Source organism: Streptomyces sp. NEAU-YJ-81 (genome assembly GCF_017592595.1).
Lineage (GTDB): Bacteria > Actinomycetota > Actinomycetes > Streptomycetales > Streptomycetaceae > Streptomyces > Streptomyces hygroscopicus_B.
Genome location: NZ_JAGFNO010000004.1, coordinates 517,021 through 534,984 on the forward strand (window position 1 = coordinate 517,021; position 17,964 = coordinate 534,984).

Annotated in this window: 12 protein-coding genes; 5 read left to right on the forward strand and 7 right to left on the reverse strand. The window is 70.8% G+C overall.

Annotated elements, in window-relative coordinates:
• Positions 1 to 5: 5 nt before the first annotated feature.
• The 3 genes from J5X86_RS13380 to J5X86_RS13390 form a co-directional block, all read right to left on the reverse strand.
• The gene (locus tag J5X86_RS13380) at positions 6 to 2,699 is read right to left on the reverse strand and encodes an SMI1/KNR4 family protein (RefSeq protein ID WP_208516959.1); all 2,694 of its coding nucleotides are present in this window, start codon (positions 2,697 to 2,699) and stop codon (positions 6 to 8) included.
• A 132-nt stretch (positions 2,700 to 2,831) separates the two neighbouring features.
• Positions 2,832 to 4,151, reverse strand: a complete 1,320-nt coding sequence (locus J5X86_RS13385; RefSeq protein ID WP_308124536.1) for an FAD-binding monooxygenase — start codon at positions 4,149 to 4,151, stop codon at positions 2,832 to 2,834.
• A gap of 109 nt (positions 4,152 to 4,260) precedes the next feature.
• A complete protein-coding gene (locus J5X86_RS13390) occupies positions 4,261 to 6,237 on the reverse strand; it encodes a beta-N-acetylglucosaminidase domain-containing protein (RefSeq protein ID WP_208516961.1) in 1,977 nt (658 codons plus the stop codon).
• Between J5X86_RS13390 and J5X86_RS52840 the strand changes: the two genes are divergently transcribed.
• Positions 6,140 to 6,379, forward strand: coding sequence for a hypothetical protein (locus tag J5X86_RS52840; protein WP_374229246.1), 240 nt, complete (start codon positions 6,140 to 6,142; stop codon positions 6,377 to 6,379). The genes J5X86_RS13390 and J5X86_RS52840 overlap by 98 nt on opposite strands.
• Before the next feature lie 80 nt (positions 6,380 to 6,459).
• Here the strand turns inward: J5X86_RS52840 and J5X86_RS13395 are convergent, their stop codons facing one another.
• Complete coding sequence (locus tag J5X86_RS13395; RefSeq protein WP_208516962.1) at positions 6,460 to 6,909, reverse strand: SRPBCC family protein; 450 nt, start codon at positions 6,907 to 6,909, stop codon at positions 6,460 to 6,462.
• Between the two features lie 202 nt (positions 6,910 to 7,111).
• Here J5X86_RS13395 and J5X86_RS13400 point away from each other — a divergent pair, with 202 nt between their 5' ends.
• The gene (locus J5X86_RS13400; protein WP_208516963.1) at positions 7,112 to 8,629 is read left to right on the forward strand and encodes a glycoside hydrolase family 28 protein; all 1,518 of its coding nucleotides are present in this window, start codon (positions 7,112 to 7,114) and stop codon (positions 8,627 to 8,629) included.
• Between the two features lie 42 nt (positions 8,630 to 8,671).
• Here the strand turns inward: J5X86_RS13400 and J5X86_RS13405 are convergent, their stop codons facing one another.
• Both J5X86_RS13405 and J5X86_RS13410 read right to left on the reverse strand, forming a co-directional pair.
• Positions 8,672 to 9,694, reverse strand: a complete 1,023-nt coding sequence (locus J5X86_RS13405; protein WP_208516964.1) for a hypothetical protein — start codon at positions 9,692 to 9,694, stop codon at positions 8,672 to 8,674.
• A 112-nt stretch (positions 9,695 to 9,806) separates the two neighbouring features.
• On the reverse strand, positions 9,807 to 11,669 hold the full coding sequence (locus J5X86_RS13410) for a DUF2334 domain-containing protein (RefSeq protein WP_208516965.1): 1,863 nt from the start codon (positions 11,667 to 11,669) through the stop codon (positions 9,807 to 9,809).
• Between the two features lie 590 nt (positions 11,670 to 12,259).
• Between J5X86_RS13410 and J5X86_RS13415 the strand changes: the two genes are divergently transcribed.
• The 3 genes from J5X86_RS13415 to J5X86_RS13425 all read left to right on the forward strand — a co-directional run bounded on the left by J5X86_RS13415 (position 12,260) and on the right by J5X86_RS13425 (position 15,609).
• The gene (locus J5X86_RS13415) at positions 12,260 to 13,501 is read left to right on the forward strand and encodes a glycosyltransferase family 2 protein (RefSeq protein WP_208516966.1); all 1,242 of its coding nucleotides are present in this window, start codon (positions 12,260 to 12,262) and stop codon (positions 13,499 to 13,501) included.
• A 195-nt stretch (positions 13,502 to 13,696) separates the two neighbouring features.
• On the forward strand, positions 13,697 to 14,917 hold the full coding sequence (wecB, locus tag J5X86_RS13420) for a non-hydrolyzing UDP-N-acetylglucosamine 2-epimerase (RefSeq protein ID WP_243980186.1): 1,221 nt from the start codon (positions 13,697 to 13,699) through the stop codon (positions 14,915 to 14,917).
• On the forward strand, positions 14,914 to 15,609 hold the full coding sequence (locus tag J5X86_RS13425; RefSeq protein ID WP_208516967.1) for a family 16 glycoside hydrolase: 696 nt from the start codon (positions 14,914 to 14,916) through the stop codon (positions 15,607 to 15,609). The genes wecB and J5X86_RS13425 overlap by 4 nt, the downstream gene beginning before the upstream one ends.
• Here the strand turns inward: J5X86_RS13425 and J5X86_RS13430 are convergent.
• Entirely contained in the window at positions 15,540 to 17,891 is a 2,352-nt protein-coding gene (locus J5X86_RS13430; RefSeq protein WP_208516968.1) for an ATP-binding domain-containing protein, read from the reverse strand. The two genes, J5X86_RS13425 and J5X86_RS13430, sit on opposite strands and share 70 nt — an antisense overlap.
• Positions 17,892 to 17,964 lie beyond the last annotated feature (73 nt).

Consider the following 17,964-nt stretch of genomic DNA (forward strand, 5'->3'; position numbering starts at 1 on the left):
GGGGCCTACTCGCGGAATTCTCCCCGGGGCGTGGTGACGACGCGACGGGCCCGGGCCGGGGTGATCACCTCGCGGAACGCCGGATCGGTGAGCAGGACGACCGGGGCGATGCGGTGCGGGGAGTCGGCGTGCCAGTGGGGCAGGGCGGCCTCGATCACCGCCCAGGACTGATCGATGGCGCCGCGGTCGGCCAGCGCCCTGGCCAGGTCCAGAGCCTGCTGGAAGGTGCGGGATTCGGGCAGGGCCGGCGGGACGAAGGCGGCGGCCCTGGCCACCCAGGCGGCGGTCTCGTCGCCCTCGGTGGCGGCGCCCCCCGCGGACACACCGCCCGCGCCCACGACACCGTCCACGCCGTCCGGGAGCCGCGGCAGGATGTCGCCGAGGGCCGAGACATAGCCACCGGGGGCGCCGGTCCATTCCTCGGCCGCACAGCGCAGATAGAGCGGGGCGGCCTCGGCCCGTATCTGCTCCATGCCGATCACCTCGATCACGTGCGGGTCCCCGAGGACGCGGTTGCGGATCCAGTGGTGGGCGACGCTGATGTCGAGGAACGCCCCCAGGATGACCCCCAGATACGCACCGGCGCCCGAGCCCTTGACCGCGGCCTGCTCGAAGGTGGCCATCGCCCTTCGCACCTCGCCCCGCAGGGCCTGCGCCCGGCCCTCGGCCACCAGCTCCCCGGCGCTCCCGGGGCGCGCCATGCGGATCTCCAGGGCCGCCTGGTCCTCGAAACCGGTGCGCTCCTCGGCGACCAGCTCGGCGAACGAGGCGTGCCGGTCGCCCAGGGCCGGATACCAGCTCGCCCAGATGTACGCGGCCCACTCCCCGTCCTCGGACACATCGGCCGGGTCCAGCAGCCAGTGCTGGGCGTCGCCCTCCTCGGAGACCAGCAGCGCCCGGTCCATGAACGCGGTGTCGTCCCAGTCCTCGCCCTCGCCGCCGCGGATGACGCTCCAGGTCTCGGGGTCGGCTTCGCGGAGCCAGCCGACGGTCTTGGCCGTCCGCATCCGCCACATGAACGGGCTGATGTTCAGCCAGCCGTCGGAGGCGCCCAGGAAGGCCCGGTAGCTCGGCGGGAGCCGGGTGCCGAGCCGCTCCTCCAGGGCGCGGACGCTCTCCTCGTCCGCGCCCTCGAACCCGAGCCAGCCGGCCGCCCGCTGGTCGTCGCCGACCCCGCTCAGGTCCTCATCGTCGGCCACCCGCAGGATGGCCGCGCTGTACTCCGCCAGATAGGACCGCCACTGCTCGACGGTCCGCGGCGGCGCCTTCGCCGCCTCCGGCTCCGGCTCCGGGGTGGCCGACAGCGATGTGCCGCGGTATCCGGTCGGCGCCTCGCCCGCTCGCTGGTAGTGGCCGATGAAGCCCTTCGGCTGGGGGGCGGAGGTGAAGAGCCGGACCTGGGAGAGCTGGACATGGTCCTCCCCGGCGTTCCGGGTGATCTCCAGGCGGTAGTGGCCGTAGGCCGCGTGGGCGGGGAAGGTGAACCCCCGGGGCTGATGACGATGCGCGAAGCTCTCCTCCACGCGGGAGTCGAGGTCCACCCAGTGCTCCCCGTCGTTCGAACCCTTGAGGGTCCAGTCCCTGGGGTCGCGGCCGGGGACGTCGTTCGCCGAGGTCAGGACGTAGTGACCGACGGCGACCGGCCGCCGCAGGGTGAACTCCAGCCAGGCGCGGCCGCCATGGCCCAGCCACTTGTGCCATGAGTCGTGCAGCAGGTTCTCCGCGACCTCGCCCGCCTCGGTGAACTCGCTGTGCGCCCGGACCCTGGTGACCAGGTCGGTCACCTCGGCCTCCGGACCGGGCTCGGCGGCGAGCAGCGACACCGTGCCCGAGTGGCCCGACGGGTCGCCCCACATCACCCGCTCGACGGGCGGCCCCCCGTCCTCGATCAGCAGGCGCAGCTCCTGGCGGAGGTACCGGCCGCCCCCGGCCGCACCGCCCTCCTCCGTACGGAAGCGGTGCATCACCTCTTCCAACGCGCTGTCCTGGAGGGCCGAGCGGCCCTCCAGCGCCCCCCGGTACTCGGTGAGCGTGCCGTCGGCGGCCCGGCGGTGTCCGTAGAACTCCGTCATCGCCGGCTGGAAGCCGATCGACGCCTCCGCGCCGTCCTGCCCGCGCCAGGCGAGCCGGGCGGGGAGCGAGCCCTCGCCCCGGTCGAGATGGACCAGCAGCCGTGGGGCGGGCCGCCATTCGGCGGAGCCCGGGGCGCGCGACTCGGTGCGGTAGACGCACACCGCCGCCTCGGCGGGCTGCTCCTCCGTCATGAGGTGGATACGGGCGCAGATGCTGGAGGGCTCGACGGTGATGCGGTACAGCCAGAGCAGACCGCGCGCCTCGGCGCAGCCGCGGACGCACAGCGTGTTCGCGCCCGCCACCAGCGCCTCACCGGGGACCGCGAAGGCCACCTCCCGGGGGCGGGCGCCGCCGGGCACGGTGAACTGCTCGATCACCGCATGCCCGTTGACGGTGATGTCGATCGGCGCGCATCCTAGTGATTCACCCAGCGGTGAGACCCGCGCGATCAGGGTCAGCGTGAGCTGCTCCGGCAGTTCGCCGTCGTCCAGCGCGAAGTCGAGTTCGACCCGTCCGCACGCGCCGATCGCGAGGCGGTCACGGTCGGGATGGCATCGCTCGTAGCGGGCCGTGCCATTGCCGAATCGAGGCGGATCGATGGTGAAATCCGCAAAAGTCGCTCGCACGCTGTGCTCCTGATGGGGCCGTCTGGACGTCCGTTGACGTGTCGTCGGGGCAGTGGTGCGGGTGGCCTCAACACCCGGATGCTGTCGATGCTAGGACGGTCCACCGGCACCGTCCGGCTGCCACGACGATCACTAGGGGGATGTGGGTCGGCCGCTCCCTCCCCCGCGCAGCACCGCTCCCAGGACGGCGGGCCGCATCAGCGCGGTGGGGGCGGCGACCAGCGACATCACCTCGTGCAGGGCCTTGCAGACCCGCGGGTCGACGGTGGCGCGCCGCATGACCCGGTCCAGGTAGCGATGCTGAGCCCGGACCGACACTCCGGCGGGGCCGCCCGTGGTGGCGGGGAAGCGCACGTCCTCGCTGGAGGACAGCATCCACGCGGTGTCCGCGGCTGCCGCGATGCCCTTACGGGCGGTGTGCGCCGTACGGTGGCCGATGCCGCCGTGGCGCTCGGCGGCGGCCCGCAGGGCGCGGGCGCCGAGGGCGGCCACGGTGATGCCCTGGCCGTAGACCGGGTTGAAGGTGCACACGGCGTCACCGATGACGACCAGCCCCCGCGGCGCCCGGCGCTCGTAGTGACGCCGCACCCCCGGGCCGGGCCAGAAGCCGCGGACCGCACCGGCGGGCTCGGCCCCGGCCAGCAGCTCGCGCAGGCCCGGGTCCCGCAGCAGACCTAACTGCCGGTCGAAACCGGCCGCACCCGGCTCGGCCTGCGCTCCCCGCATACTGCCGACACTGGCGATCCACCGGCCGTCCTCCACGGGCAGCACCACTCCGAGCCTGGGCGCGTCGGGGGCCTTGGTCTGCAGATAGAGCACGTCGAAGCCCGGATCCGCCCCGGCGGGGCGATCGTAGAGCCGGCTGGCGTAGGACACGCCCGCGTCGACGCGCTCCTCGGGGGCGAGCGGGCAGCCCAGCCGGGCCAGCCAGGCCGGGAGCGCGGAGGTGCGCCCGGAGGCGTCGACCACCAGCTCCGCGCGCACCTCGCGCACCTGGGCGCGGGCATCGCCACGCGCGCGGACCTGAGCGCCCGTCACCTCGCCCGGTGCGCCGAGGAGCCCGACGACGTCCGTGTTCTCCAGCCATCGCACCGTGGGCTCGCCGCGCACCCGGCGCAGCACCGTATGGTCGAGCAGCGGTCTGGTGCACGAGAGGAAGGCGACCTCGCTCTCGTACTCCGCGAGCCACCCGGCCGCGCTCAGCCAGCGCACACCCGACATCGGGACGCGCACCGCACCGGCGGCCGTCAACTCCTCGCGCACACCGGGCATCAGCGCCTCCAGCGCCCGATGCCCGGCCTCCAGCAGCAGATGTGCGTGACGCCCCTGCGGAACACCCGAGCGGAACGCGGGCCGCTCGGGATGGCGGTCGCGCTCGACTATGACAATGCGCTCGGCATATCCACGCAGCGCCCATGCGGCCAGCATCCCGGCGAGACCTCCGCCGATCACCACCGCGGTCCCTCGCCCCGCACTTTCCCCCTGTACCCCCATACTACGGAGCGTAGTGCAGAACCATCCGAGCGTCACCACCTTCGCAGGGATGCAACGCTTCGAAGGCTCAGGCGGTTTGGGAGGGCTCGGCGGCTTCGGCGGTTTCGGCCGCCTCGGCGATGAATGTGTCGAGCACTCCGTCGGCGATGCGCACCGGCCCCTCGGGGCGGGTCTCGCCCGGGATGGTGCGGATCTCCCCGGCGCGCTTCGCGTCCGACGCCGCCTCGGCGAACCACCGTGCGGCCTCGGCCTCGTGGCCGTCGAGACGGGCGCCCAGCGCGTCCAGGGTGCGCTCGAAGGCGCTCCCCCACAGCGACAGCGCGTCCAGCCAGGGCGCGGAGTCCGCCACGAAGCCACGGTCGGCGGCACCGGCCCGGATGCGCTCGGGGGCAGTGGCGAGCAGCCGGGCGTACGGGCGCAGATCCCGCAGGGCCGTTCGTTCGTGCCCCGCCTCCCAGGCGGCGCGGAACCGGTCGAGCCGGGCGGCGAGTTCGGGGGCCTGCGGCTGCCAGGGTTCGGCGCAGAAGGTGGGCGCGAGATGCTGGGTGTCGAAGAAGGCCAGCAGTGAGCGAACGGTGGCGGCCGTACGGTCCGGACGCGCGCCGGGGCCGTCCCCGGCGAGGTAGCGGGCGGCGGCCTGCCAGGTGCGGGTGGCGTCGTAACCGGTGTCGTTCCAGGCGAAGTCCGCCCCGCCGAAGAGGGCGACCTTACTGGCGGCGGCCTGGTTCATCGGGTTGAGGACCAGGCCGGAGAGCTGCCGGTGCAGGCCGGGCTCGCGGGCGTCGTACGGAGCGAGCAGCAGTCGGCCCTCGGCCTGGCCGTAGTCGTTGACCGGGTAGTTGTCCCAGACGAAGACCTTGCGCCCCCATACGGCCGCGGCCCGCTCCGCATCGGCGACGGTGATCCGTGGCGGCACCACATCGGTTCCGGTCCACATCACCTCGACCCGTGCGTCCAGCCGCTCGCGCAGCATGCGCTTGTACGGGGTGTCGGTGACATCCCCGTACTCGGTCGGCACCATCTGGAGTGGCCTGGTGTCCGCCCGTTCGTCCAGGAACTCCTTCTGCACCGCGTTGAGCAGGTCGGACTGCGCCTCGGCGGCGGCCTCCGACGAGGGGTCTCCGTAAGTGGCGCGGTCGGCCTCGCAGTTCCAGCGGGTGTAGCTGATGTCGTCCAGCGGCATGGAGAAGCTGCGCACCCCGAGGTCGTAGACCGCGTCCAGCTTGGCCTCCAGCGCGGCGATGTCGGCGGGGTCGCTGTAGCAGATGGAGTTCCCCGGGGAGACGGCGAAGGTGAACCGCACATGGTGGTCGGTGGCCTGCCGGACGAGCTCGCCGAGTTCGGCGAGTTTGGCGGCGGGATACGGCTCGCGCCACTTCTCCCGGTGGTAGGGGTCGTCCTTCGGCGCGTAGATGTAGGTGTTCATCTTGACGTCCCCGTAGAACGCCAGTTGGTCCATGCGCTCGGCATGGGTCCAGGGGCTTCCGTAGAAGCCCTCGATCACCCCGCGCAGCGGCATCAGCGGATGGTCCTCGACGGAGACGGACGCGATGGTCCGGTGGCCGGATACCAGCTGACGCAGCGTCTGCGCGGCGTAGTACGTCCCGTCCGAGTCGGCGCCCGCGAGCGCCACCGAGGCGCGTCCCGCGGCGAGGGCGTAGCCCTCGGCGGGAAGCTCACCGGGCACCCGGCCCCCGGCGGCCCGGAGTGCCCGCACCACCCGTGCGTCGGTGATCCGGCCGACGGTCACGGTCAGCTTCGGCCCGGGGCCGTCCTGGATCCGCGAGGCCCCCGCGCGGCGCAGCACGGAGGTGACGAGATCACGTGTCGGACGGTCCACACCGTCGGCGACGACGAGGCGGACACGGGCGGGGACGTGGACGTCCGCTCCGATGCGGGACATCTCCTGCGGGTGCGGGGTGACGACCGGCAGCGGCCCGGGGGCGGTGGCCGCGGTGGCGGTGGCCGCGGTGACGGGCAACAACAGGGCGAGGAGGGTGAACAACACCGTGACGCCGGTCAGGGTGCTGGAGCGACTGCGCATGGGACATCTTCTCCGTGGCGTTCGGTGGCCTTCGGGGGCGGTGCGGTGCCGTGCGGTGATGCCGGGCGTGTGCGGTGTGCCGTGCGCGGTACGGGCCCCGGCGGGGCTCGGCGTATCCCTACCCAGCGGTGAGCGCGGATGATCGGGTCGGTCGCCGGTCGTCAGTTGCCGTGTGGGTCGGGTGATTTGAGAGCCGGGCGCCAGGCCGGACCGACGCGCCCGTCAGTCCTCGAGCAGCGCGTCGACCACACGGCCGAAGAGCAGACGGCCGGACCAGACCGTGGGCGGGTCGAACAGCCGGGGCAGCCCCCGTAGCCGCGCCTCCTCGCGCCAGACCACCTCGGACCCGCCGTCGCGGGGGCGCACCTCGATCTCGGCCCATCCGAGGACCACCGAGCCGCGCTTCTCCAGCCTGCAGATGCCGGGAGTGTCACCGACGGGCGGGTCACCGACGGGTGGGTCCCAGCGCACGACCTCCATGGGGTCGTCGAATCCGGCGCGGCCGACGCCGGTGCGCACCACGACCACGGTGCCCACCCGGGTCGGCCCCGCCGGACGGACGGTGACACCGCTCAGTGGTACATGGGCGCCGTGGCGCGGCCAGTCGGTGAGCCGTCGCCAGGTCTCGCCGACGGGCAGGGGGGAGCGCCGCTGGATACGGAAGTGGGCCACAGCGGGATCGTAGGTGATCGGCGGCCGGAGGCCATTGACAGCTCGTATCCGCCTGTTACGTTCCACAGAGGAGATAGGTCCTACCTTTGCAGGCCCGCATCGAGAAATGCCGCCCCAACAGGGGAATCACTGCAGGTCAATTAGGTCCAGACCTAACAACACGTCGGATCTCCACGGCTCCACAGGAGAAGGAGAACGAGAGATGAAGAGACTCGCCGCAGGCGCGGCGCTCGCACTCGCCGCCGTCTTCGGGTTATCGCAGGTGCCCCAGGCGACCGCCGCCCCCGCACCCGAGGAGGCCGCCGCCGCGGCCCCGGTGTTCAGCGTGATGGACTACGGCGCGAAGGCCGACGGTTCGAGCAATGACTCCGCCGCCATCGAGAAGGCCATCACGGCGGCCAACAGCGCCGGAGGCGGGATCGTCCGCTTCCCGTCGGGACAGTACAAGTCCAAGAACACCGTCCACCTCAAGAGCGAGGTAACCCTCCAGCTGGACTCCGGGGCCACGATTCTCGGTTCGAGCGCGGACACCTACGACAAGGCAGAGTCCAACCCGAACGACGACTACCAGGACTACGGCCACAGCCACTTCCACAACGCGATGTTCTACGGCGACAAGCTCACCGACATCGGGTTCACCGGCTCGGGAACCATCGACGGCGCGGGCAACCTCATCACCGGCAACCCCGACTCCGGCGAGGCAGACAAGATCATTTCCCTGACCCGCTGCGACGGGCTGACCCTCGACGGGATCACCCTGCGGCGCGGTGGCCACTTCGCGGCCCTCATCAACGGCTGCAAGAACGTGACCTCGGACCACCTCACCATCGACACCGCGAGCGACCGCGACGGCTGGAACATCATCAGCACCACCAATGTCACGGTCACCAACGCCAATATCGCCGCCAACGACGACGCGCTCGCCTTCAAGAGCGATTACGCCCTGGGCGCCAAGCTGCCCAACGGCCATGTGCGGGTGACCGATTCACATCTCTCCGCGAAATGCTGCAACGCCCTGATGTTCGGCTCCGAAACCTGTGGTGACTTCACGGACTACGTCTTCCAGGGCATCACCATCACCGGTGCGGACAAGTCCGGGCTCGGCATGGTCTCGATGGACGGCGCCAATATCTCCGATGTGCACTATCGCGACATCACCATGACCAATGTGCACTCCCCCATCATGCAGAAGATCGGGACGAGAAAACGGTGCGGGGGAAATCCGGGAGTCGGCCACATCAGCGACATCACCTACGACAACATCACCGGCACCGGTAGCACCCCCTCCTTCAGCCCGACGCTGTGGGGCGAGTCCGGTGGCAATCACATCAGCGGTGTGACCTTCAACCACGTCAATCTCACCGTGCCCGGCGGCAACGGCACCATGTCCACCGGTGTTCCCAGCAATGACTCCGACGACTACAACCCGAAGAGCATCGGCACCCGTCCCGCCTTCGGCTGGTATCTGCACAACGCGGACCACATCACGTTCAACGACAGTTCGGTCAAGTTCGCCAAGAACGACGGCCGTCCGGCGGTCATCGCCAACTCCGGGACCGCGCTGCGCTTCAACCGCTTCACCGCACAGCGCGGCAGCGACAGCCCGGCGGACGTGATCCTCCAGAACGTGTCGGCCTACTGCCTCGCCGACAGCGCCAACACCTCTGGCGGCGCACTGCGGGTGAGCACCAGCGGATCCAGCGAGGACTGCTCGTCATAACCGACGCTCGTCATAACCGACAGCGGTTGACCACACCCCCCGTCACCCCCGCCACCAGCGGCGCAGCACCTGCTCGGCGGGTTTGCCATGGGGGGTGTAGGCCAGCCGCGGCGCGGTCTCGCCGCTGTCCGGCCAGTCGTCCCACATCCACCAGCACACCCCGGCCCACCACGGCCGGCCGTCGAAGGCGGTCAGCAGCGCTTCATACGCGGCGGACTGCTCATCCACCGCCGCGCGCTCGCTGACGGTCCAGGAGTACGGCGCGGCGACGGCGCCCCGCTGGCTGACGTAGCCGGCCTCGGTGAACAGGATCTTCTTGTCCCACCGGGCGGAGAACGCGGCGAGTTCGGCGACGATCGGCTTCCAGCCCTTCGCCAGCCGCGCGGGGTCGTCGGTGGCGGAGTCGGCCAGCGGCCAGTAGGCGTCGATGCCGATCAGATCGAGTGAGCCCCAGAAGCGGATCCGGGTGTACTCGTCGTAGTTGGCGGCGTAGGTCAGCGGGCCGTCGTAGGTGTCGCGCACCGCGGCGATCACATCGGTCCAGCGGCGCCGGTCGGTGGAGGTGCCGGCCAGTTCGGTGCCGACGGCGAACTGCTCCACGTCCAGCTCGCCGGCCAGCCGGGCGTAGTGGGTGATGAAGCGCCGGTACGCGGTGAACCAGGCGTCCGGGTCGGTGGGCCGGATCCCGGCCCGGTCGCCGCCGTCCACCAGGTCCACATGCGGTTTGAGCATCACCTTCAGCCCGGCGCCATGGGCCAGGCCGACGATCCGCCGCACACTGCGGTCGCTCGCGGTCTCCTCGGTGGTGTGCATCGTGGCGCGCCGGGTCCCGTTCTGGTACCAGGTGGGGGTGAAGACCACCCACCCGGCGCCGGTACCGGCGATCTGCCGCAGATAGCGGCGGGCCTCGGGGCGGTCGTAGTCGTCGGTGTTCCAGGCGGGCAGCGTGATGCCCCGCACCTGGCCATGGGGGGTGGGCGGGTCGTCGTCCCCACCGGCCGAGCATCCGGTCAGGACGGCGACGGCGGCGGTGACCGCCGCGGTCGCCCGCCTCAGCGCTCTCATCGGGGCAGGGCCTTCCTCGGGCACGGGCCCGGGTGGTACGTGACCGTTCCCGGCCCGCGCGGGGCGGACCGGGAACGGCCTACGGACGGTATGACGGTGGATCAGGTGGCGCTCAGATCAGGCTCTCGGGGCTGACGAAGGTGTAGCCGAGGGCCAGGATGCCCTCGACGGTCTCCTTCAGCGGCTCGACCGGCTGGTAGGGGTGGTAGTAGAAGCTGGCGAAGCCGTCCCGTACGGCCAGGTTGGCCTTGGCGTTGTTGATCAGGTCGGCCGCCAGCCGGGGCGGGTTGTTGTTGTGGGCCTCGGGCTCGTAGCTGCCCAGGTTCTCCGGGATCACCTTGGTGCCGTAGACGTCGGTGACCGGGTACGGGAAGAACTGCCCGAGGTAGCGGCTGGAGTCGGTCGGGGTGCCGGAGAGAGTGCCCGAGAAGTACAGCGGACGCTCCATGCGGGCCGCGAAGTTCTGCGCGAACACCTTGTAGTCGGTGGCCGAGGCCGCGTAGTGCGGAGTGGTCCACAGCTTCGGCGTGGGCAGGCCCACCCGCGTGAACTCGGCCAGGGCGGCGGTGACCCGGCCCTGTGCCCACTCTGCGGAGTCCTCGGTCGCCGGGCCGTCGTAGACCACCGTGTCGGTGGCGTCCACATGGGCCCGGAAGAACTCGAAGTCGTCGGCGGTCAGCCCGTTGTACGGGTTGTCGACGTTGCCGTACTGATGGGTGTAGCCGTGGTCCATCAGCACCGCGCCGTTGTTGAGCATGTACTTGAGGGTGTTCACCAGCGCCGGGCGCTGGGCAAGGCGCACGGTGCGCGCCACGCCGTTGTTCTGCACGCCCTTGGGGTCGCTGTAGACCGGGATGACATTGATGCCGTAGGCGATGTTCTTCGACTTCAGGTAGTCCGCGACCGCCCGCAGGCTGGTGGTGTCGGAGAGCGGGGTGATGTCCTCCAGACGCACCATGGCCCGGTGCTGTTCGGCGGTCTCGGGAGCCAGCGCGTCGAAGAGCAGGTCCTGGAAGGCGATGATCCGGTCGGCCTCGGAAACGTAGGTGAAGGGGATCTCACCGACGTAGGTCAGGTTGCCGGAGCGGATCGCCCACGGGGAGGTCTTCACCGCGCCACCGGCCGTGTCGACCGCCTGGGCCAGCTCGGTCACCGGCGCGTTGTCCCCACCGGGTGTGATGTGGGGGTGCAGGACACCGGCGTCCTGGCCCGCCGGAATCTTCCGGGTCAGGTCCTGGCCCTTGTAGGCCACCTTGGTGATCTCGCCGACGCTGCCGTCCACGTCGTAGAACGACGAGGTCGGGTCCCAGCCGTACCGGTACGCGAACTCCTGCAGGCTGACGGAGTTCGCCATGTTCCAGATGTTCTCGCCCACCCAGATCACCGGCCGCTCGGAGAGCAGGGTGTCCAGGTAGAAGTCCTCCGGTACGGCGTCGGGGATCTCGTCGCCGTAGTAGGTGGAGCCGATGTAGACGGTGGCGTCGTAGCTCTCCATCAGGCCGGAGGTGTACTCCTGGACCGGCTTGGAGGTCACGGTGCCGAAGTGGCCGCCGAGGTTGGCCACGCCCATCGCGTACAGCTCACCGAGGTGTCCGTACGGGCCCGCCGTGTCGTACAGGACCAGCGTCTTGGCCTGACCCGGTTCGGGGGCCCGCGGTGCGCGTTTCGCGTGCGGTCCGGTGGCCCGGAGCGACCGCCGGAGCTGCTTCGATGTCCGCTTTTCGCCGGTGTGGCTTCCGGCCATCTCGGCGCGGCGCTCACGGTCGGCGGACCGCTGGGCGGCCGCCCAGCCCTTGAGGTCCTTGCCGTTCACACCGGTCGCGGGGCTCTGTGCCGCCGACCTGTCGGCGTCCCCCCGGCCCTCGCGGGCCGCCGCCGCGGAAGGCGCCAAAAAGCCGCCGCCCAGCAGGGCGGTGATGGCGAGGGCGATCAACGCCAGCCAGGCCGGCCGTGCTCTTCTTAAGGGTTCCGTCATGCTCTTTACCCCCCTCATTCGGGTCCCGCATTACAGGGAACGAGACAGCGGGAAAACAGCGGATCATGGCCGATTACGGCCTGAGGATCATGGCCGGACACCGCGCATGGATCATGGCCGGTTTCCCACCGAATTTCCACCAGCGGGATCACTGAGCTCAACAATCCGGTGATTGTTCTGACGATTCACGCCGCCTGTCAATGGGGCCGATGGGGCAGAAAATTACGTCTTGAAAGTTCAACTGAAGCTCACCTTCGGCCGTGTTGGGTCTGGTACCTTCCGTAAGCGCGCAGAGGTCGGCCCGTTGGGGAGGCGTCCGGCACTCCTGCGCCAACTAAGGTGGGGGGACCGATGTACGGTAGGTCTGCTGTGGGATCAGTGCTGCCCTTGGTCGGCCTGGCCGCGGCGCCGGAAATGATTCCTGGAATTCCGGTTGCCAGGGCTTTGCAGGCAACCGCCGGGGCGGGATTCCTGTTGTACTGCCTCATTGTTTTCGGCCTGTTGCTGGCTCGAATACGATTACGTGCCCGCCCCTCCGCGACCGGTTCCAGGGCCCCCGGGGCCAAGGACCTGTCCGCGGTGGACCGGACGTGACCGATGAGCCCCTGATATGGGCCAGCATCGCCATCATCGTGATGGCCGGTACCTACAACTTCGGTCTGTTCCTGCTGTCCCGGCGCCGGCTGCCGCACCGTTCCGGCTCCGGTGAACAACGCTTCTATGTCTTTCTGCTCGCCTGCCTGAACGAGGAGAAAGTACTGGCCGAAAGCCTTGCGCGGATTACCGCCCTGCCCGCCGGAAAGTGCGTCGCCCTCGTCATCGACGACGCCTCCGACGACCGGACCGCCGAGATCGCCCGGTCCGCGGACCCCGAGCGGGTGTGGCTCCATCAGCGCAAGCTGCCGGGCGCCCGCCTCGGCAAGGGCGCCGCGCTCAACGACGGTGTGCGACTGCTGCGCGCTTCGGGGCTGCTCGGCGGCCGTGACCCGGACGATGTCATCGTCTGTGTGGTGGACGCGGACGGCCGGCTGGACCCGCATGTCATCGAGGCGGTCGACCCGTTCTTCAACGACCCGCGGACCGGGGCCACCCAGATCGGCGTCCGGATGTACAACCGCCGGGCCGGGCTGCTGGCCCGGATGCAGGACATGGAGTTCGTCGTCTACGGCGACATCTTCCAAAGCGCCCGCCGGTTCATCGGCAGCGTCGGCATGGGCGGCAACGGCCAGTTCATGCGGCTGTCCGCGCTCGACTCGCTGGGCGAGGACCCCTGGAGCGACAGCCTCACCGAGGACCTGGACCTCGGGGTGCGGCTGATCGCCCGGGGCTGGACCAATCAGCACTGCACCACGGCGGCCGTCTCCCAGCAGGCCGTATTGGATCTGCGGCGGCTGGTGCGCCAGCGGTCCCGCTGGTTCCAGGGGCATCTGCAGTCGGCCAACCTGGTCCCGCTGATCCTGCGGGAGGTGCCCGGCCGGGCCGCGATGGACCTCATCTACCACCTGTCCAGCCCGGTGCTGATCCTGCTCACCTCACTGCTGCCGTTGTCCTTCCTGGTGGCGGTCCTCGGCACGATCGCCGGTTCCCTCCAGGCCGGCCGGCCGCTGGTCTCCACCATGTGGTTCCTCGGCCCGTATCTGCTCTCGTTCACCGCGGCCTGGATCTACGGCTTCGTCTACCGCCGGCGCGAATCCTCGCTCGGCACGCTCCACGCGGTACTGCTCGGCCACATCTTCGTGATCTACGGCTACATCTGGTTCGCCGCGGGCTGGTGGGGGTTGTGGCGGGCCGTCACCGGAAAGCGCACCTGGCTCAAGACCGCCCGCAGCTGACCCTCAGACACGGCTTCGGCACCTCATGCACCGCTGACCCACCGCACGCATCGCACGCATCGCACACTGACGCACCGCACGCACCGCTGACGCACCTCATGCACTGCCGGTTTCCCGCACGCCCTGCGCCACCCCGCTTGTGCAGCTCCTTCCCTTTCGCTCCGCTTCATTTCACTCCTCTCGTCAAGGAGACCCATGTCCCTCATTGGCAGACCCGTGTCCCTGTCCATGGACGAGCCCTCCGCACCGCGTCCGCCCCGCACCGCCGTCCGGACCATGCTGGTGCTCGGCACCCGCCCGGAGGCGATCAAACTGGCCCCGGTGGTCCGGGCGATGGCCGCCTCCACGCTGTTCCAGCCGGTGGTGGTGACCACCGGTCAGCACCGCGAGATGCTGCAGCAGATGCTCGGTCTGCTGGGCGTCGGGGTGAAGACCGACCTGGCCGTGATGCGGGACCGGCAGCGGCTGTCGGAGCTGACCGCGCGGCTGGTGGACGGGCTGGGCACGGTGATCCGCGCCGAACGGCCGGATCTGGTGGTGGTCCAGGGCGACACCACCACGGCGCTGTGCGGTGCGCTGGCCGCGTTCTACGAACGCGTACCGGTGGCTCATGTCGAGGCGGGGCTGCGTACCGGCGTCCTGGACAACCCCTTTCCCGAGGAGCTCAACCGGCGGATGATCGGCCGGGTGGCCCGCTGGCATTTCGCCCCCACCGACCGGTCCGCCGCCCAGCTCCGGGCCGAGGGCGTACCGCCGGAGCAGGTGATCACCACCGGCAACACGGTCATCGACAACCTGCTGTGGGTGCTGAAGGAGGGCGCCGGGCACAGCGCCTTCCGCACCGCACACCGCAAGGTGCTGCTGACCCTGCACCGCCGGGAGAACCAGGGGGAGCGGATGCGGGCGATGGGCGCGGCGCTGCGCCGGCTGGCCGACCGCGGTGATGTGGAAATCGTGCTGCCGCTGCACCGCAGCCCCGCGGTGCGGGAGGCCCTGCTGCCGGAGCTGGACGCCCATCCGGGGGTGCGGGTGGTGGATCCGCTGGACTATCTGGACTTCGCCGCCACCCTCGCCGACTGCGATCTGGTGCTGACCGACTCCGGCGGGCTGCAGGAGGAGGCCCCGAGCCTCGGCAAGCCCGCGCTGGTGCTGCGGACCACCACCGAGCGCCCCGAGGCGGTCGAGGCGGGGGCGGCCCGGCTGGTGGGCACGGACCCGGAGGCGATCCTCGCCGCCGCCGGGCGGTTACTGGACGATCCGGAGGAGTACGAGCGGATGGCCGGGGCGGGAAATCCCTTCGGCGACGGCCGGGCCGCCGACCGCATCATGGCCCGGCTCACCGAGGACTTCGGTCAGGAGAAGGCGGTGAACACCGCACGGCGCGACGCGGCCGGCTCGTATGATCCGGTGGCATGACGTCGTTACGCGGGCGCACCTGGTGGCGTGCCGGGGGGCTGGTGCTGGCCGTCGTCCTCGTGGTGGTCGGGGCGCTCGCGCTGTCCGGCGTATGGGACCGGGAGCGGCGGCCGGAGAACGTCAGAACCTGGCGGGACGGTTCGGTGCACGGCCCGTGGCGGTCGGTGTTCCACGGCTACGGCGGGAACGTCGGCGGGGTGGACGAGCTGACGCTCACTCCGCGGGCGGCCCGCCGTGAGGACCGTACCCATGCCTGCCTGGTGGTCTCCACCGCCCGCTACGAGCGCCTGGACTTCCGGGCCCGGATGCGCACGGCGAAGCAACTGCGCACACCCGAGCCCAATCCATGGGAAGTGGCGTGGCTGGTGTGGGCGTACACCGACCCGGAGCACTTCTACTATGTGGCGCTCAAGCCCAACGGCTGGGAGCTGGGCAAACGGGACCCGGCCTATCGGGGCGGGCAGCGGTTCCTGGCCACCGGCACCCGCCCCTTCCGGGTCGGTGACTGGTCGGACGTACGGGTCCGGCAGCAAGGTCCGCGGATGACGGTGTCGGTGGACGACCGTCAGGTGGTGGGCTTCACCGACCGGGAACGCCCGTACGCGGCGGGGAGTGTGGGCGCCTACACCGAGGACGCCCGGGCGGAGTTCCGCGACATCGCCGTCCCCGCGGAGCCGTCGGACCCCTCGTGACCAGCCAGGTCGGAGGGGTCCGTCAGTTCGGACGGGTCGGTCAGGTCGGACAGGTCGGACAGGTCGCGCAGCCCCTCCGGCAGCGGCCCGGTGTGCACCACACCCAGCCGCTGGGTGGCCCGGGTGAGCGCCACATAGAGGTCGCTGGTGCCGAACTCCCCGGGCTCGGCCACGATCACCGTGTCGAACTCCAGCCCCTTGGCCTGCCGGGGGTCGAGCAGCACCACCTCGCTGGTCAGGTCCGGGGACCGGCCGGTGGACGCCTCCGGGAGGACGGCTGACAGCGCGTCATGGCGGTCCTTCGGGGCGATCACCGCGAGACGGCCCTCGGTGCGGGTCTCCCGCGCCACGGCCGCGGCCACCGCGCCGGGCAGATCGCCGGTGTGCTCCGCCCAGGGCCGCACCCCCGTGGCGCGGACCGAACGCGGCGGCTGGAAGGCGGGGTCGACGGTGCGGGCCACCCGCGCCGCGATCTCCATGATCTCCGTAGGAGTGCGGTAGTTGACGCCGAGCCGGGTGTGCTCCCAGCGGTCGCCCACGTACGGCTCCAGGATCGAGGACCAGGAGCCGCAGCCGCCCGGTTCCGCGGTCTGCGCGGGGTCGCCGACCAGCGTCATCGAACGGGTCGGGCTGCGCCGCATCAGCAGCCGCCACGCCATCACGGACAGCTCCTGGGCCTCGTCCACGATGATGTGGCCGAAGGCCCAGGTGCGGTCGGCGGCGGCGCGTTCGGCGGCGCTGCGGTGGTCGCGCTCCTCGGACCGGTCCGCCAGCCGTTCGGCGTCGATCAGGTCGTGGGCGGCCAGCACCTCCGACTCCTCGTCGTCGCGGTCCTCGAACTCCAGGGTGCGGGAGCCGTAGGAGAGGTCGAGCACGCCCTGCGCGTAGTCGATGCGCTCCTGGCGCTCGGCCTCCGCGGCGGCGCGGGCCGCCGAGTTGTCGTGGCCGATGAGTTCGGCGGCCTCGTCCAGCAGCGGGACGTCGGCGGGGGTCCACTCGCCGTCGGTGCGGCGGATCGCGGCGGCGTCGGCGTCGGAGAGGTGGACGGGGTCGCTGAGGAAGTCGGCCACGAGCTGCTGCGGGGTGAGGGCCGGCCATAGCTGCTCGATGGCGGCGTGCACCTCGGGGTTGACCGCGATCGCCTTGCCGAGCTGGGCGACGTCGTCCGCGCCGAGGAGGTTGGGCCCGCCGTAGGGGTCGGCGCCGATCCGGTCGACGAGCTGATCGGTGAGGTCGTCGATGATGCGGAACGCGAAGTGCGGACGGGCGAGGTTGTGCGGCAGCCCGGTCTCCCGGGCCTTGTGGCCGGCCTCGGACGCGATGTCCCGGTCCAGCACCAGTTCACCGTCGTCGTGGTCGATCACGATCGCGGGGTCGGGCAGCGTCTGCCGGTCCCGTACGAAGCGGGCCAGGACATCCGCCATCTCCGCGCGGCCCTTGACCTCGGCGGCCTCGGGGGTGTCGGTGCCGGTGGCCGTCACCCCGGGGAAGAGCTCACCGAGCGTGGCGAGGAGCACGCCCGTCTCGCCGAGCGAGGGCAGCACCTCCCCGATGTAGCCGAGGAACGCCGGGTTGGGCCCGACGATCAGCACCGCGCGACGGGCCAGCAACTCCCGCTGCGCGTAGAGCAGATACGCGGCGCGATGCAGCGCCACGACGGTCTTCCCGGTGCCGGGGCCGCCCTCGACGACGTGGACGCCGTGGTGCGGGGCGCGGATGATCTGGTCCTGTTCGGCCTGGATGGTCTGCACGATGTCGTGCATCCGCCCGGTGCGCGCGGCATCGAGCGCGGCGAGCAGGACGGCGTCCGCGTCGGACCCCTCATGCCCGGTCCGTATGGTGTCCGCGAGATCCAGGATCTCGTCGTGCAACCCGGTGACCTTGGGGCCCTCGGTGGTGATGTGGCGCCTGCGGCGCAGCCCCATGGGGGTGTGCCCGGTGGCGAGATAGAACGGACGCGCCACATCGGCCCGCCAGTCGATGACCAGCGGGGTGCGATCCGCGTCATCGCGCCGGATGCCGATGCGACCGATGTGGTGGTCACGGCCGTCGCGGAAGAGCAGCCGGCCGAAGCACAGCCCCCGCTCCCCCGACTCGAACGCGGCGAGCAGACCGGACCGCTCGGCCACCAGCACATCGCGCTCCAGCCGAGCCTGGAAGGTGGTGCCCGCCAAGGACAGCGCTTCGGTCACCGACTCCTCGGCTCGTGCCCTGAGCTCGGCGAGGCGCCCATTGAGCAGATCAAGGAATTCTTGCTCACGGTCCCATTCCTCGTTTGACAATTCGACTCCCGCCGGGATACGATGACTTCATCAGGTTTCCATATGCCATAAATTCATTAGCACATGGAAATCC

Coding starts and splice junctions, on each gene's coding strand:
- J5X86_RS13390 (WP_208516961.1), bottom strand. CDS start 6,237: ATGCGCAGTCGCTCCAGCACCCTGACCGGCGTCACGGTGTTGTTCACC.
- J5X86_RS13400 (WP_208516963.1), top strand. CDS start 7,112: ATGAAGAGACTCGCCGCAGGCGCGGCGCTCGCACTCGCCGCCGTCTTC.
- J5X86_RS13405 (WP_208516964.1), bottom strand. CDS start 9,694: ATGAGAGCGCTGAGGCGGGCGACCGCGGCGGTCACCGCCGCCGTCGCC.
- J5X86_RS13410 (WP_208516965.1), bottom strand. CDS start 11,669: ATGACGGAACCCTTAAGAAGAGCACGGCCGGCCTGGCTGGCGTTGATC.
- wecB (WP_243980186.1), top strand. CDS start 13,697: ATGTCCCTCATTGGCAGACCCGTGTCCCTGTCCATGGACGAGCCCTCC.
- J5X86_RS13425 (WP_208516967.1), top strand. CDS start 14,914: ATGACGTCGTTACGCGGGCGCACCTGGTGGCGTGCCGGGGGGCTGGTG.